Below are 16442 nucleotides of genomic sequence, written 5' to 3'. Positions count from 1 at the left end.
TTATTCATTACCCCTGATTCAATGACGGCCAGTTAGAGTGCAGTACGCGCTCTAGTTCTAATGCACTCTTGTGTACCGCATCTTGTGCAGTTGCGAGTGTTTTCTTACCACCTTCGAAGTCGCCTATGGTTAAGTCAAACACAGTGCTGTAGGTATCAGCACAGGTTTCGAATGCACGACTGCGAGGAATGGTAGCCATCATAACTTGGTCACCTAGAAGATAGTTCATTTCAGTTAGAACAGAAACTTGCTTCTTGTTGTCGTCTTCAAACATAGTAGGCATAAGACGAACAAACTCAAGACCGTTCCAATCTTCAGGGAACATCTCATAAACCGTTGGTAGGTGTTGGAAGAAGTTTACTGTCGAAGCCCAGTCAAGACGCTTCGCCGCACAAGGAATCAATAGCGCGTTCGATGCGTACATTGCGTTCCATACTAGCGGGTCAACGTGTGGACCGGTATCAATCATAATTACGTCGAAGTCATTCGCGATCTTGTCAATCAACTGCTCTTTCAGCAGACGAACGATATCTAGCGATGGGTCTTCAGAGAGTGTTTGCCACGCTTCTGCGTTGAACATTGCGTCTTCTGGGAAAGCAGAAATCGACTTCAAGTTCGGATATTGCGTCGGCAACAGTACGTTCTTGTGAAGGAATTCACGATCAATTTCAACACCATCAGGCACGTTACCCAACATGATATCGACAGCAGAATAGATGTTGTCGTGTTCTGCCACGCTAATTTGTGGGTTCAAAAACAGACGCAGAGAGCCTTGAGGGTCAAGGTCAATCAAACAAATACGGTAGCGTTTATCTAGGTTTAGAGCCAGACACGCCGCCAAATGAACCGCGGTCATCGATTTACCCGTACCACCCTTTTGGTTTTGTACGTTGATGATCCATGGTTTATTTTCAGAATTCTTTTTGCGTTCATGGAATTTTGGCACTTCCGCCGCCTCCATTAGCATGTGCGCTTCTTCAAGCGTGATTGAATAATGGTTAGCATTATTCTTTGTAAATTGATGACCTTCCGCTTCCATCTTGCCGATAGCATCGTCTAGTTTACGACGAGTTAAACCAGAGCGGGTTTCCATCATTGCCTTAGACATTGGTGGGAAGTAGTTGTCACTACGCTCTTCCAAAACAATCTCAATACGGTCAGCTTGAACTTGTTGCGTCAGCTCTGCTAATTCCTGGAGATTTTCAATCGTTGTTTCTCTTTTCATGCCAAATTCCGTTGGAAGGATATCTGCATTTCATTGTACAGCACTACAACACAAAAACAACAAAAAGGTGCACAAGCATTTTGAATAACCATCACATAAAAAACACTCACAAACGCCAGTTTTATGATTTCACCATCAAAACATCACAAAATTTAATCAAAAACCTGCGAATAAAGTGCTTCAAACTCGACTAGATTTAAAATGTCACACTGTCACTTATTTACAATGTAAATAGCATTAATCTCGGAACGATTATAAAACAACGCTAAATTACGGATAGTGTGAGATGAATCTTATGTTGGATGATTTTCAGTGTCTCTTTAAAGAAATGGAAAAAAACCACACCTTGATCATGCATCCAGTACGTTAGAACGTATATTTAAGTGAAATGAAGCGGAAGTATGATCAAGGGGAGTTCTTGATCATACTTCCGGTACTCACACCAAAATCGAAAGCATGATCAAGGAAATCAACGCATCATTTACATTGCAGCTCGTTTTTTCAAACGGATCAATTTACCGGAAAAATGATCAAGTGAATTAACCACTCGGAAGCATGTAATTCTCAAGCTAATTTACGGAAGAATGCAGACAGACTGGGGGATAGAGGCAAAAACGAATATAAAATCACGGAACGATGAAAACAAAGCGAATGCAAAATGTAGAAACTCATCTGATGATCATGCTTCCGTTTAATTAACGCTAATCATTAATAAGAGGCACAACCAGCAAAGTAGAGTAAGTTTTCATCACATGCGCAAATAATATCCAACTCAATGAACAGAACGATAAAAAACCTCTCTCTTGATCATCGATCCGAGTGTAAAATGACAATGTTTCAATATGCAGAAACCGAAAGTTTTCCATTTGAACCGCTAGGATCTGTGGATAAGTTGTACAAACATCATGATCATCGTTTCAAGGCTGTTTTGATCATCTTTTCAGAAACTTAATGATCATGCTTACGACGTTTTGTGATCATGCTTTCCGGCTCATGTTGATCATCGTTTCGATATAATCATGATCATAGTTCCGTTAATGAACTTTTAAATATCATTATAAAACAAAAACTTACAGAGCTAAAAATCTCCAGATCATTAGATCATATAATCAATTAAGATCAGAATAATCAGAAAGATCAGTTATTTAAAAACCCAAGATTTTTTCTTTATTTATGATCTGTTTTTCTTTATCCTTCGGAACCATAGCAAAACTACGGCTAGTGTGATCTGGATCTAAAATGACGGCTGATGAAAAAATTCTGATTAAAGCGCCAAGAAGCCATAAGGATGGGCACCTTTTTGAGGTACACGAATCTTCTGCAGATTGGGTAGAGCAATACCAACACTTCAAAGGGGTAACCAAAAGCATCTTGGAGTTACTTAATCTGATCTCTTTAAGAGGGTTCAGCAGCAAAGATGGTTTGGTATCTACAACTGAAATTGTTGAAGCGACAGACGGTCAATTGACCAGAGCGGCATTACAACAGCGCCTGCGTGCTGCAGTTAACATTGGTTTGTTTACTCAAACACCAGTGCGTTTTGAAGAAGGTCTCGCGGGTAAAACCATGCTGCATAAGTTCGTTAACCCGAATCAACTTATTTCAGCCTTAGGTGCCACCAGCTTAGTAACTGAAAAAGTTCGTCAAAACGAAAAGCAAAAACGTTCTAAAGCGCTAGCACAAACTCAAGTGAATAAACGTTTACTGAACGAACATGGTTTAAATACTCCGCCGATGATGAAAGATGAAGCGGATCAATTTGTTGTTTCACCAACCAATTGGGCAGGGATCATCGACCAAGCTCTCGCGCCACCGCGTACTCGAAAAAGTTATCAAAAATCCATGGTGTCGATCTCTGGCACAAAAGCGGTGATTGAAACTCGATCGTCTAAAAATATCATGACGGTAGATGATCTGATGACTTTGTTTGCTCTGTTTACTCTAACGGTGCAGTACCATGATCATCACAAAGATCAGTACCACATGGATGCGGCGCATGTTCCAAACAAAACTCCTCTGTACATTACTGATATTCTGTCGTTACGTGGTAAAAAAGACAGCGGTCCGGCACGAGATTCCATTCGTGACAGCATCGATCGTATCGAGTTTACCGATTTTCAATTGCATGAGCTGACAGGGCGTTGGCTTAGCGAGAACATGCCTGAAGGCTTCAAGAGTGACCGTTTCCGTTTCTTAGCGCGTACTATCACGGCATCGGAGGAGGCTCCAACAGAAGGCGCTGATGGCGAAATTCGTATTAAACCAAATCTGTATATCTTGGTTTGGGAGCCATCCTTCTACGAAGAACTGCTTACGCGAGATTATTTCTTCCTGTTCCCACCAGAAATTCTGAAGCAGCACACTTTGGTGTTCCAACTGTATTCATTCTTCCGTAGCCGCATGGTACGTAGACATACGGACTGCATGTTGCTGAGCGAATTGAACCAGAAATTAGCGCGCAATATTGAGTGGCGTCGTTTCTCCATGGATCTGATCCGTGAATTAAAACGACTATCGGAAGGGGCTGGGAGCGATGATCATTTTGTTGTGAATCTTTGGGGATATCACTTGACGATCGAAGCGATGATCGAAAACGACAAGGTGATGGATTACCAAATCGACATCAAATGCGATGTGGAAGAGGTGCTGCGTTATTCTCGTGCTCGTACAACCAACGCAGGAAAGCGCAATATGGCGCCTACACTGCCAAACCCACTTCGCAATGAGATGGTGACCAGGCAGCAGCTAGATGAGCTCTCAGGTATCATAGACGGCGAATTTGAGCCTATTCAGCGTAAAGCCCCGTCTCCACGTGGCAATTTAGGTCGCCGAGTGAAACAGAAAAAGCACTTGGTAGAGATCAATGCTGACGAGATAACCATAACTCTATCTAAATATACCTCTCCAGAGGCTCTAGAACGCAGTATAACGGCTTTATCGGCGATGACAGGGCATTCGTATGCCTCGATCAAAGAAGAGTGTTCTGACTTCATTGAGAAGCTTGATTTCTTGAGAGTAGGGGATGCACCGCTTCCATACGAGACATTAAGTAAGACAGTCGAACTGTTTAATAGCCAAAATGATGTCAAACATCTCACCATTGAACGTTTAATTGCAGGCTTAGCTGTCCGTCGTAAGGTATGCCGTCAGATCTTTGAAGGTCATATGGATGAAATGGTATTCAGAGCACTTGATGAGATGGCGATCTGATATCAACCAAGCGGATACTTATCGAGTGATAAGCATGAGTAATTGATTCAGAATGTAACAATGAATTGCACTGATGGAAATCAGACTTAACTCTTACAAACCACTGACATTGCAACGCTGAGCGCAGACTAAGATTTATCCCGAATAGACAACCTTTTGTCCTTTCTGATGATTAATAGATTGGCTCATATTGTTACATTCATTCTGAATAGACTTCGCGAGTTTCTCCTCAAGAAACTCGCTTTTTTTTATCTAAAATTCCTGTCTTTTGTATCCACAAAATCCATTCGGAACAAACAAGCAACTTTGATCATCTTTCCGGATTAATGACGTAATCCTTGATCATGCTTCCTAGTTTCATTCCAATTTAACGATCGCATCAACGCAACGTGTGACTCGATCAAGCTGCTTGCTTGTTGCTGCCACTCATTTTGATCGTGCTGTTGATTGCAAAACTCCAACGCCAGAACGGTCAAATGTTGCAATCGTTTGAGGCACCAATCCTTGATTAGAAGATCGGTCATCGGTTGGCAAGCCGCGTGTTCTAGCTTTGCACTGGTGTACTGTAGGATTTGAAACGCTTTTTTATGGTCTTGATGCCTAGCGTATTGAAAGACTCTTAGACAGCCATCTAGCCAACAAGCGATGGCTTTACTCTGTTCGTCCGTTAATTCTGGACCAAATACAGAAACAGGTGCTTGATATAAGATCACTTCTAATCTTTCTACTTGATCATGCTTCCGATTATCGTACCAATCTGAAATATGATCTTGCCAGGTCATCAAATTCATTAAGCTGCCTCAGTCCATTGTTTTACAAAGTGATTTGGTCCGATTTGATCGAATTCTTCAACGATAACACTGCTGCGATTACGGATCTCATCGGCATCTACTGAATAGTTTGGTTCACTTTCCACTAGGTTGCCAAACGGCAGATCAGGATCTGGCACCGCAGAGATCAACAACTTAGTGTACGGATGCTGTGGGTTCTTTAAGAGCGCTTGAGTGTCTCCCCACTCCACGATCTGTCCTTTGTACATTACTGCGGTTTCTTCGGCGATGTAATGTGCGGTTGCAAGGTCGTGAGTGATATACAGAAATCCGATTCCAAGCTCTTTCTTCATGCGCTGCATTAGGTTGAGCACACCCAAACGAATCGACACATCCAGCATCGATGTTGGCTCATCGGCAAGGATAAGTTGTGAGCCTACCGCCAGAGCTCGCGCGAGATTGACGCGTTGACGTTGACCGCCACTAAGTTCATGAGGGAACTTGTTCAGAGTTTCCTCTGGCAGCTCGACCAAATCCAGCAGTTCTAGTAGCTTGGCTGGGATTTCTTTGTCACTCTTCACCTGCTTATGAATCTTCAGTGGGCGAGTTAAGTGATGACGAATAGTATGGGTTGGGTTTAAAGAGCCAAACGGGTCTTGAAACACCATTTGGACCTTGCTGCGATAATCCTGAATCTCAGCGCGAGCGGTAATATCGTTGACGTTTTTCCCGTTAAATAGGATTTCACCATCACTGGCTGGATACACTTTGGTAATTAATCGAGCGCAGGTACTTTTCCCACAACCAGACTCGCCTACCAGAGCAAGGGTCTTTCCTGCATAAAGATCAAAACTCACGCCCTGAAGCGCGCGGAAGGTTTCTTCTTTGGCAAAACCACCACCGACTTTGAATTCCTTGATCACGTTTTTCATTTGGATGATCGGTTCACTCATGCTGGTGCTCCTTCCGTTTGCGGTTGTTTGTGTACATCGTGGATATTTGGGAATGACGCCCATAGCTTTTGGGTGTATTCATGTTGAGGATGATTGCGGATTTCGTATGAACTATTCACTTCGACAATCTTGCCGTGGCGCATGATGGCAATGCGGTCGCATAATTGGCTCATGAGCGCTAAATCGTGGGTAATAAAGAGCACAGAGAAACCAAATTCGTCACGCAACTGATAGATTTGCTGCAAGATTTCGCGTTGAACCACTACATCAAGTGCTGTGGTTGGCTCATCCATGATGATCAATTTGGGATTGAGGGATAGGGCAATTGCAATCACTAAACGCTGACGCATGCCTCCGGAGAACTGATGTGGATATTCGCTCAGACGATTTCTCGGAATGTTGACCAAGTCGAGAAGCTTCTCTGCGCGGTCTTTGGCTTGCTCGTTGGTTAACCCTTTGTGGTGGCGTAATACGTCGGCAAATTGTTCCTGAACCGTGAGTACCGGATTCAGCGAGTTCATGGCACTTTGGAACACCATCGCAATCTCGCTCCAGCGTAGCGTATTTAGCTCATTATCAGGTAGGCGAAGGATGTCTCTGCCTTCAAATAGAATTTGTCCACCAGAGATAAACGCGGGCGGCTTGTGTAGGCGGTTGATAGAGAAAGCAATGGTACTTTTGCCGCAGCCAGATTCTCCAGCCAGACCAAATATTTCGCCCTTGCCAATATCAAAGCTCACTGATTTAACAGCATTGAAGTCACCGTTATCAGTGATGTAGTCCACGCATAAGTCTCTGATCTGAATAACAGGATCAGAGTGGAATGCCTGGTTCAGGTTAAGTTCACTCATAATTACACCTTACCAATACAAAAGATAATTATTATCATTATCAGGTGTGTAAGGTTTGCGAAAGATAAAACCGTCTAATCAGTGAAGTGACTCGAAAGTTGAGTGTAATAAAAAGATTTTTTTCCGTTATGGAAGTGTGAATTTATGAGGGAAAAATGAGAGCTGGATCAGCTCACTTTTCGTAGGGGGAATTCTTCAAATCTAAACGCTAAAAACGTGGTTTGCAAAAACTAAATGATGAATCTATTAAAGAGTTAATGAAAGGTCGAAAGGGGTCACATTTCCCCACTGTTTTTCTTACCTCTGCATTGGGGGTTTGCTATAGATTACCCATCGAAAACATGGTGTGTTCGGAGGAAATATGTCCATTAATTCTATCGACCATGAAGAGATGAGCAACATCGCTCACAAATGGGAACTCCCAGAAGAAGAAGCCGTTGTGAGACCCGAGAAAACCGTGAAGTCTGCCGAAGCAAGACGTCGTATTGAAGCACTTCGAGAAATCCGTGAAAGCGGCTTGAGCATCGAAGAAGCAAGGGAACTTGGCTTAATTCACTAATTCTCACACTGCGGTATAAAAACCATGGGGTAGTCATAGGGCTGCCCTTTTCATTTTTCTGATTTACAACCAATTATTTGACTTTCTTACCCTGCGTTACTAAAGCTTATATCAATAGCAATATGCTTTTTGTTGACTATTAAACAGCAACGTCAGGAGTACGATTATGGTTGATCAGATCCTTTTCTATGAGCCCGATGAATCCCACGGTTTTCTCTCCAACTTTTGCCAAGCTCCAATCAAAGTTTCCACCCAATCTTGGCCCACCAGCGAACATTATTATCAAGCTCAAAAATTCAGTGACCTCAAACTGCAAAACAAAATCCTCTTAGCGAAAAGCCCCGACGAAGCCTTTGCTTTAAGCCGTAAGTATCAGCACCTAGTCCGAGAAGATTGGGATAACGACAAACTTTCTGTGATGGCGTTTATCGTCCGTGAGAAGTTTTTGCAAAACCCTCAGCTTGCCAAACAGTTGATGCAGACAGGAAACGCCTGTCTTACCGAACATTCGCATAAAGATGCCTTCTGGGGCGATGGCGGTGATGGCTCTGGTGAAAACCATTTAGGGGAGATTCTGATGAACGTACGTGCTGAACTAAAACATGTAGAGCCATATAGTCTGGTTCGCTTTGTCGATAAAGCCAAACTGCCAACTCAATGGGGCACGTTTATCATGCATGGTTTTATCGAGAACGCGACAGGAAAAGAACATCTCGCCTTGGTGTATGGCGACCCTGCAAACACTAAAGCGCCGCTAATTCGCCTGCATTCAGAGTGCTTAACTGGTGATGCGCTGTTCAGTACGCGTTGTGATTGCGGCTTCCAGCTTAACCGTGCTTTGCAAAACATTGTCGAAGAAGGCTGTGGTGTGCTGCTTTATCTGCGCCAAGAGGGCAGGGGGATTGGCTTAATCAACAAGATTCGTGCGTATCACTTGCAAGACGAAGGCGCAGACACGGTCGAAGCCAATGAACGTCTTGGCTTTGCCGCAGATATGCGTGACTACGCGTTTTGCAAAGGGATGCTGGAGCATCTTGGAATCGATGAAGTACGTTTGATGACCAACAATCCACGTAAGCTTGCAGCGCTGACGAAGGTGAACATCAACGTGATAGAAAGAGTGCCACTGCAAGAGGGGAATAACCCGCATAACCAACATTATCTGCAAACCAAAGCCAATAAGCTCGGTCACATGTTCGACCCCAAATTTGTTGAACAAGATTAAGCGCTCGAACAAGATTAGTTGCAGAGATGAAATAAAAATAAAACCGCTGGCTTATCCAAGCTGGCGGTTTTTTATGATTGCTAAGGCGTGAGTGACTAGATGTATTTTTTGATGATGTCGTCGATTTTTCCTGAATTTTTAAGCTCCGCTAAGCGTTTATTGATGAAGCTCTGTACTTTTGGACTCATCTCTGGAGAGAAAGCCAAATAGATGGAGTAGTCAGGGATGATTGAACTGAAAGATTGGATCTGGAAGTCTCCCATTGGCAACTCTAGGCGTTTGATGTTGTATACCACGCGCGATTCCATTTCGACGAAGGCGGTATCACCAGGAGTACGTTGCAGAACGCGATAAGCAGCGTCGTAGTCTTTGACGCGCATTTCATTGACGGTGCCGTTTTCAAAGAATGGGCTAAGGTTAGGATAATCGAAGCCAAGCAGCAGCACGATAGAACGACCTTGCATGTGCTGCATATCGCTAAATTTGAATGGCGCTTTGCTGCTGGACACGAGTACGTGTTTTACAGTGTAAATAGGCTGTTCAGAGAGGTTTTCCGATTGCACTTTCCCCCAATTCGGGCTGCCATAAGTAACCCAGTTTTCCTCGCCGCCCGCTTCGAGTACCGAAATCATGCGCTTGAATGGGTAGGTGTGGTATTTCACTTCGTAATCGGATTCCGCAAAGATGGCGCTGACGATATCAGTCACAATTCCAGAGTGTTGCTCTCCTTGCTGCTCTATTTGAAATGGGCGGGCTTGCTCAGCAATTACGTAATAATTCACTTCGCTTGCCATAGAGTATGAGCTTAAGGCCATAAAACTAAAGCCTAATGTACGTAAGAGTCCTTTCATCCTAACCTCGATTATTGTCGTGACGTGACTATATTTATAGTAGCGCAAGTTTAAGGGAGCGATTTCATATGGAGATAAAAGAGCGAGCTCAACGCCGATTTAGTATCGGAAATCAATTGATGCTGGCGATTTTTGCGTTGAGTTTAATCTTTACCGTGATCATCTCTTCGATCAGCCTTTATCGTGATTTCAACGATGATCTCGCTCGCCTAGATGTAGAACTTGAACAGGTAAAAACCAGCTACCTTTCCAGTTTCTCTGCCAGTTTGTGGGTTGAAGATAGAGAACTGTTACGCACTCAGGCTGAAGGTGCAATGCGCCTACCCTCTGTGGACTATCTAAGAATTGCCACCCCAGATGAAGTGATCTTCGAACTAGGTAGCGCATTAACGGAAGATCGGATCGAGCGTCAATGGCCGTTGAAGTACGAAATGGGGACGAAAATTTATGATCTTGCCGAAGTGACGGTGCAATCAGATCTTAGCCCGATCTATCAAGGGTTATGGCAAACCTTCTTTTTTCTCGTGATCGCGGAAGCGATCAAGATCTTCTTACTCATCATTGGTGTTTTATGGGTGGCATTTCGTTTGATGGTGAAACCACTAGAGTTGCTCTCCGGTGCGGTGAGCGATTTCAGTGGCGGTCATGTACCTAGTAAAGTGACATTGCCAAAACGTTGGTTCTTTGATGAAGTGAGTTTGTTGGAACGCAAATACAACCGAAGTGTTGAGCGTGTGAAAGAACACCAAGCTGAAATCGAAGAGGCGCGTGACAAAGCTGAAGTGGCAAACCGTAAGAAAAGCGAATTTCTTGCCACCATGAGCCATGAAATTCGTACGCCAATGAACGGGATTATCGGTATCGCTTCGTTGCTCGGAGATACCAAACTCGATGATCAACAAAAAGATTTCGTTTCTATCATTAACAGCTCTTCCAACTCTTTGATGGTCATCATCGACGACATCCTCGACTTTTCCAAAATTGAAGCGGGTAAGATTGAGTTAGAAACCACGACCTACAATCTACTCGATTTACTTCACGAGGTCGGGCGTCTTCATACTGTCAAAGCTCAACAAAAAGGGCTTCAACTGGTTTGTGATATCGACCCTCAGTTACCTTTAGAAGTCGAAGGGGATGTTGGCAGACTCAAACAAGTGTTAAGCAATCTGCTCAGTAACGCGGTGAAGTTCACAGAGCGCGGGCATGTTAAGTTAATGGTGTCGCAGGTGAGCCGAGAAGAGGGTGTTGCCAGCGTGCATTTTCGTGTTGTGGACTCGGGTATTGGGATTGCCAAAGAGAACCAACAAGCGGTGTTTGAGAAGTTTCAGCAAGCTGATGGCAGTACCACTCGTAAGTACGGCGGTACTGGTTTGGGTTTAGCGATTTGCAGTAGTTTGGTCGAAGTGATGGGCGGAGAAATCCGTCTGACCAGTGAACCCGGTCTAGGCAGTTGTTTTGAATTTACTATTCCACTCAATATCGTCAGTGAAAAGGCTATTTCTCCTCAGACACCAAATGTGTTCGATTTTCCGAATGGTGAGAGTAATGCCATCACTTCTGAGTGTATTAACTCAGCCAAAGACGAGGGGAAACCTTGGATTCTGGTGGTGGAAGACACGGCAGTGAACCAGAAAGTGGTACGCATGATGCTAGAAAAACTCGGAATGCAGGTGAATGTTGCCGAACATGGTGAAGAAGCGCTCCAGCAATGCCAAGCGCATAAATTCGATTTGATATTGATGGACTGTCAAATGCCAGTGATGGATGGATTTATTGCCACTGAAAACATTCGCAAGATGGATGAGTGGGGACAGCAAGTGCCGATCATTGCTTTGAGTGCGAATGTCATCAAGGAAGATCAAAAGCGCTGTTTTGATGTTGGCATGAATGAGTTTGTTGCTAAGCCGGTGACGAAAGAACGGTTACAGCAAATCTTTGAGCGATATCTACCAGACTCCTTGCAAACACGATCGAATCCAAAACAAGCAACTTGAAATTGATCAAGTAAAGTGCGTTTCACTTCTTAAAAGTCAAATCTGTGTGCTATAGTGCGCGGCTAGTATTTATTAAAGTACCTTGAGGCTGTGAATGTCGTTCAATCTATCCCTGTTGCCGCCTGACGAGAAAAACAAAGTCGAGCTTGATAAACAAGCGTCGTTTTTGGTTTGGAAGCTTAAAGAAGCAAAATCTGGTCCTGAGGTAATAGACGAACAGCTGTCTAAGATTAACGACGCTGACGAGAAAGTGTTTTTTCAACAGGCGGTCGATAAGTACAAACGAGTAATGGGTGTCGCATAAAGCGAACCGTGGCTCTGGTGTAAACCACAGCGGCGAATGAGGTTTCCTCCCCATTCCTTTGCAAGGTGAAAGGTAAAACTGTTCACTCTTTGCTAAAATCCTTCGCATTAAATTTGAATTTAGAGAGACATCCCGATGGGAAGAAGTTTTGAAGTGCGCAAAGCCTCTATGGCGAAAACTGCAGGCGCAAAAATTAAAGTTTATTCCAAATACGGTAAAGAAATTTACATGTGCGCGAAAAACGGTGGTGGTGATCCAGACATGAACTTGTCTCTGAAGCACCTGATCGCAAAAGCGAAAAAAGACCAAGTTCCTGCACACGTTATCGATAAAGCGATCGACAAAGCGAACGGCGGCGGTGGTGAAGACTACACTCCAGCACGTTACGAAGGCTTTGGCCCTGGCGGCACAAGCGTGATCGTAGACTGTCTAACAGACAACGGTAACCGTACATTCCAAGACGTTCGCCAATGCTTTGTTAAAGTGGGTGCGAAAATTGGTGTTGAAGGTTCTGTTTCTCACATGTTCGATCACCAAGCTGTATTCCAGTTCAAAGGCGAAGATGATGAAATCATCCTAGAAACGCTGATGATGGAAGATGTGGACGTTACTGACGTTGAGCTAGAAGATGGTGTTATCACTGTATTCGCACCTCACACAGAGTTCTTCAAAACAAAAACTGCGCTTAACGGTGCATTCCCAGATCTAACAATCGACGTTGAAGAAATCACATTCGTACCGCAAACGAACACGCCAGTAACAGGCGAAGACGCAGAGAAATTCCAGAAGTTCCTAGACCTTCTAGATGACTGTGACGACGTTCAACAGGTATACCACAACGGCGAACTGTAATTCGGTTCTCTAGTTGTAAAAAAGGCTTTCCGAGGGAAGCCTTTTTTGATCGTGTTGTTTGTCTTTTCTATCGTGACTAGCGTTTAAGTGTTTCGGTACTTGGAATAACACAGCGACATGATCACGCCAAAACAGATGCCTTGAGTCAGCATCGCCGTACCACCGTAGCTAAAGAACGGCAGTGGACTGCCCATTACTGGTAACAAGCCACTTACCATGCCGGTGTTGATGAAGGCATAAAGGAAGAAGCTCATTGCTAATGCGCCACTCACTAAGCGACTGAAGAAATGCTCAGATTGGCACGCTAGCAGCATCACACGCGCCGTAATGAATAAATACAACGCTAACAACACCACACAACCAATAAATCCCCATTCTTCTGCGTAGGTCGAAAAGATGAAGTCGGTATGGCTCTCTGGAATAAACCCTAACGTACCTTGAGTAGCATTCATCCAGCCTTTGCCTTTCATGCCGCCAGAACCAATCGCAATCAATGATTGGATGATTTGGTAGCCTGAACCCAGTGGATCCGACTCTGGATGCAAGAACTGCGTTACACGGCTCTTTTGATACGCCTCCATCACAAAGAACCAAAGTATTGGTGCCAGCGTTAGAATGCTCACCAAAAAGCCGCCAATGATCTTCCAGCTCATGCCTGCAAAGAACAGTACAAACAACGCGTAAATCACGGTGAAGATAGCGCCGTCTAAGTCTGGTTGTAAGGCAATCAAGCCCGCAGGCACAAAGGTGATCAGCAAACAGAAAGCAATTTTGCGAATGTCTGGTCGCCCACCTTCTAGATGCAGCATCCACGCGATCATAATGGGAATGGAGAGCTTGATCAGCTCAGAGGGTTGAAAGCGGAAGAAGCCGATATCGAGCCAACGCTGTGAGCCATTGGTGCTATCGCCAAATAAGGCAACGGCCGCCAAGAGAGAAACTGCAACCAGATACAAATAAGGCGCTGAACGTTGATAACTGGACGCAGGAATCGACGACATGACCAAAATACACACCAGCGTCAAACCGCATCGAGCGAGGTGCTTAAATAGCATAGCTTCATTAAATCCACTGGCACTCCAGAGAGTGAGTGAACTCAATAGCATGATCGGAATGATCGCCATCAGCAATGGCAAATCAATCCTAGGGAAGAAACGCTTGTTCATCTTCTACAACCTAAAAACGCCCCAACGCGGGGCGAAAACAACCAGAACTCTGCGAGCTCAAACTATTCCGATGCTAAGAATCCAATTTGGAAATAACAGACACCACGCAAAGGTGTGCAAGAGAGGAGTGTGCGACGCCGCCTGTTATGGGTAAGCTGACTTGGAAAGTCGTGGGAAGGATAAATACACCAGGCTGAGGTTTTGCGCCACACTTTTTATAAGGTTGAAATGGAAATTGGTACAGGCAGCGCAATGAAATGAGCAGATTCGCCTTAAGTATTGAGCACTTAAGGCGATGGCATGATTAGGCTTGGGCTTTTTCTGGTTTGTGCGTGAAATAGTACAACGCCCACAGCACAAACAAAGTCACGGTGAGCTCCCAAGCTCGGAGGAAGGTGCTCTCCAAGCCCAGTTCATTGCTGGTCATGTAGAGTTGAATCGGCAACATGGTCGCCAATAACGCATCGGCATGGACATCTTTGGCTGGGCCTTTCGCTTTTGCCATTGATGCGGTAATCATAAAGGCAAGCAGACCCAATACGATGGTGTAGTAACCGAACGTGGACTGATGCCCAGCCATCAGTAAGGTGAACACTACCGCTAATGCACAGCCGCCCACCTGAGTTTGAAAACGACGGTCAACCACGTCGATAAAGTTTTTGTGTGTGGTTTGTGTTGCGGCGGCAATCACAGGCACCAAACAAAACGTTGCTGAGATGATGTCGACAATCATCAAGAACGCCACACCAAGACCAATCAACGAGAGTGAAATCGCTCGGTTCTCAAACGTAACAGGCTCTTCTTCAAATACTGGAGGCTTGCCGCCACGTTCAACAGGAAACAGAGTCACCATGGTTTTTGCGACGATCATGGTAATCAGCATCGACAGCAAGATTTCATGAATGCGCATTGGCATGTCCATGGTGGTATGCTGAGCAAACACCACAATCAGAATCCAGTTGAAGGTTGGCATTAGCATCTGACCTTTCTTCGGCGGCGTGGTAGCTCTGCGGCGCATAAAGTCGAAGAAGAACAAGCTAATGGTCCACACCACAAACGGATGCTGCGAAAACACTTCAGTTACCACTAATGCTGCACTTGCTGCTAATAACGTAGGTAGCAAGGTGCGAAGCAGACCAAGCCAAGAATAGTCTTTGTTCTTGGTCATGATGATGGTTGGGTACAGCGCCAGATAAACTGGAGAATCAAGATTCAGCAGTTTGCCCAGCACCATACAAATTGTCACAGTAAGGGCGACACGCAGTGCTTCATTACGCTCAGAGCGATTTTGAAACAGGCTTTCGAAGGTCCACATGGTTCACCTCTTAGTAGATGTAGCGGAACATCGCCACCAAGTGAATCCAAGCCGAGCCAATGACATCCATAATAGGATTGCCGCTTTCAACGATCACACTTGCTCGTGAACCAGAAATCATCGACGGATCCAGCTCGTTCACCGTAATGCGAGTACGCACTTTCTGTTGCTCACGGATCCAACGAGTATCATTGGTCACGCTAGAAAGCTGCCCATTAGCATTGTTGGTATCGTAAATCGCACGCTCTTGGCTGCTGACTTCACCAGTAAATACTTTGCCCGGTAGCGCATCGAAGGACACCAACACTTCGCGACCATTAGTTAGCTTATCAATGCCTTTTTCGTTGAAGTCTGCACTGATCCACGCATGAGCTTCGTCCACCAGCATCAATGACGCTGTGCCTTGTGTGATGTAGCTGCCTGATTGCAGTTGCAAGTTAGTTACCACGCCTTCAGTTTGCGCCACGATTTGGGTATGGCTTAAATCCAGCTCTGCGCTGGCAAGCTTTGCTTCTGCCAACTCGATAGCTGCCGTACGGTCTTGAGTAGAAAGCTCTGCTTCAATACGTTTCACTTCTGCGTTCGCTGCTTCAACCGCGCTGCTGGCGACTTGTGTATTGGTGATCGCGTCATCAAGTTCTTGCTCTGTTGCCAGCCCTTTGTTGCGCAGTTTTTGGTTACGCGTCAGTTTTTGCTTCGCGTTGTGGTATTCGAACTCGCGTTGGCTTTGGGTTTGTTTCGCTGCTGCCAATTGTTGCCATTTCGCGGAATCTGATTCACGTGCTTGGCGCAGTTCGGCTTTGGCTTGTGCCACTTTCAATTGGTAGCTGCTGGCATCGATAGCAAACAGTGGCTGACCTTTTTCAACCAATTCACCGTTATTCACCATCACATCCGTAATCACACCAGATACCTCCGGCGCAATGGTTGCGACATTACGATGCAGTGTCGCTTGGGTGGTGAAAGGGGAAACATTGTCTGAGGTGACTAAAAAAGCGGAGAACAAAGTAGCCGCTGAAAAAACAGTGTATATCGCGTATTTATAAAAATTTTCTTTCACGTCTGTACCTAGTATTCATTCGTTATTACGCGCCGCGTTCACGGCATATTCGGGTCTCTTTTCTACGTGGGCTAGGTTATACTCATCTAAAATTGGAAAAAATAACC

The 16442-nt window shown here is 44.8% G+C and carries 14 protein-coding genes; 6 read left to right on the top strand and 8 right to left on the bottom strand.

Annotated features, from left to right (window positions below; genetic code table 11):
* Positions 1-7: 7 nt before the first annotated feature.
* Positions 8-1225, bottom strand: a complete 1218-nt coding sequence (locus VHA02S_RS05910) for an AAA family ATPase (RefSeq protein ID WP_038898409.1) — start codon at positions 1223-1225, stop codon at positions 8-10.
* 1239 nt (positions 1226-2464) lie between these two features.
* On the opposite strand from VHA02S_RS05910, the gene VHA02S_RS05905 reads away from it, so the two are divergent.
* Positions 2465-4435, top strand: coding sequence for a replication initiator protein RctB domain-containing protein (locus tag VHA02S_RS05905; protein ID WP_005448836.1), 1971 nt, complete (start codon positions 2465-2467; stop codon positions 4433-4435).
* 323 nt (positions 4436-4758) lie between these two features.
* Here the strand turns inward: VHA02S_RS05905 and VHA02S_RS05900 are convergent, their stop codons facing one another.
* The 3 genes from VHA02S_RS05900 to VHA02S_RS05890 are packed head-to-tail and all read right to left on the bottom strand — an operon-like array spanning position 4759 to position 7009.
* Positions 4759-5226, bottom strand: a complete 468-nt coding sequence (locus tag VHA02S_RS05900) for a hypothetical protein (protein ID WP_038898410.1) — start codon at positions 5224-5226, stop codon at positions 4759-4761.
* The gene (locus tag VHA02S_RS05895; protein ID WP_038898412.1) at positions 5226-6158 is read right to left on the bottom strand and encodes an ATP-binding cassette domain-containing protein; all 933 of its coding nucleotides are present in this window, start codon (positions 6156-6158) and stop codon (positions 5226-5228) included. The genes VHA02S_RS05900 and VHA02S_RS05895 overlap by 1 nt, the downstream gene beginning before the upstream one ends.
* Positions 6155-7009 carry an ABC transporter ATP-binding protein gene (locus VHA02S_RS05890; RefSeq protein ID WP_038898413.1) on the bottom strand — a complete coding sequence of 285 codons (855 nt, stop codon included), beginning with the start codon at positions 7007-7009 and terminating at the stop codon, positions 6155-6157. The genes VHA02S_RS05895 and VHA02S_RS05890 overlap by 4 nt, the downstream gene beginning before the upstream one ends.
* Before the next feature lie 361 nt (positions 7010-7370).
* Between VHA02S_RS05890 and VHA02S_RS05885 the strand changes: the two genes are divergently transcribed.
* A complete protein-coding gene (locus VHA02S_RS05885; RefSeq protein WP_005448843.1) occupies positions 7371-7568 on the top strand; it encodes a PA3496 family putative envelope integrity protein in 198 nt (65 codons plus the stop codon).
* Between the two features lie 166 nt (positions 7569-7734).
* Positions 7735-8793, top strand: a complete 1059-nt coding sequence (ribA, locus tag VHA02S_RS25220) for a GTP cyclohydrolase II (RefSeq protein ID WP_080640367.1) — start codon at positions 7735-7737, stop codon at positions 8791-8793.
* Between the two features lie 95 nt (positions 8794-8888).
* On the opposite strand, the gene VHA02S_RS05870 is transcribed toward ribA, so the two are convergent.
* Positions 8889-9644 (bottom strand): substrate-binding periplasmic protein, encoded by a 756-nt coding sequence (locus tag VHA02S_RS05870; RefSeq protein ID WP_038898414.1) that lies wholly within the window; start codon positions 9642-9644, stop codon positions 8889-8891.
* 68 nt (positions 9645-9712) lie between these two features.
* Here VHA02S_RS05870 and VHA02S_RS05865 point away from each other — a divergent pair, with 68 nt between their 5' ends.
* The 3 genes from VHA02S_RS05865 to VHA02S_RS05855 all read left to right on the top strand — a co-directional run bounded on the left by VHA02S_RS05865 (position 9713) and on the right by VHA02S_RS05855 (position 12794).
* Positions 9713-11638, top strand: coding sequence for an ATP-binding protein (locus VHA02S_RS05865; RefSeq protein ID WP_005448856.1), 1926 nt, complete (start codon positions 9713-9715; stop codon positions 11636-11638).
* 94 nt (positions 11639-11732) lie between these two features.
* Entirely contained in the window at positions 11733-11942 is a 210-nt protein-coding gene (locus tag VHA02S_RS05860; protein ID WP_005448858.1) for a DUF3283 family protein, read from the top strand.
* Between the two features lie 135 nt (positions 11943-12077).
* Positions 12078-12794, top strand: coding sequence for a YebC/PmpR family DNA-binding transcriptional regulator (locus tag VHA02S_RS05855; protein WP_017189799.1), 717 nt, complete (start codon positions 12078-12080; stop codon positions 12792-12794).
* Positions 12795-12877: 83 nt separating this feature from the next.
* Here VHA02S_RS05855 and rodA read toward each other — a convergent pair whose 3' ends face one another.
* The 3 genes from rodA to VHA02S_RS05840 form a co-directional block, all read right to left on the bottom strand.
* Positions 12878-13960, bottom strand: a complete 1083-nt coding sequence (rodA, locus tag VHA02S_RS05850) for a rod shape-determining protein RodA (RefSeq protein ID WP_005428884.1) — start codon at positions 13958-13960, stop codon at positions 12878-12880.
* 304 nt (positions 13961-14264) lie between these two features.
* Positions 14265-15275 carry a DUF2955 domain-containing protein gene (locus VHA02S_RS05845; RefSeq protein ID WP_038898415.1) on the bottom strand — a complete coding sequence of 337 codons (1011 nt, stop codon included), beginning with the start codon at positions 15273-15275 and terminating at the stop codon, positions 14265-14267.
* Positions 15276-15285: 10 nt separating this feature from the next.
* Positions 15286-16335 (bottom strand): HlyD family secretion protein, encoded by a 1050-nt coding sequence (locus VHA02S_RS05840; RefSeq protein ID WP_038898416.1) that lies wholly within the window; start codon positions 16333-16335, stop codon positions 15286-15288.
* Positions 16336-16442 lie beyond the last annotated feature (107 nt).

It is taken from the genome of Vibrio harveyi NBRC 15634 = ATCC 14126 = KCTC 12724, from assembly GCF_001591145.1.
GTDB classification, from domain to species: domain Bacteria; phylum Pseudomonadota; class Gammaproteobacteria; order Enterobacterales; family Vibrionaceae; genus Vibrio; species Vibrio harveyi.
Note: the sequence above shows the minus strand (reverse complement) of the source record. Positions and strands in the feature narration are given on the sequence as shown.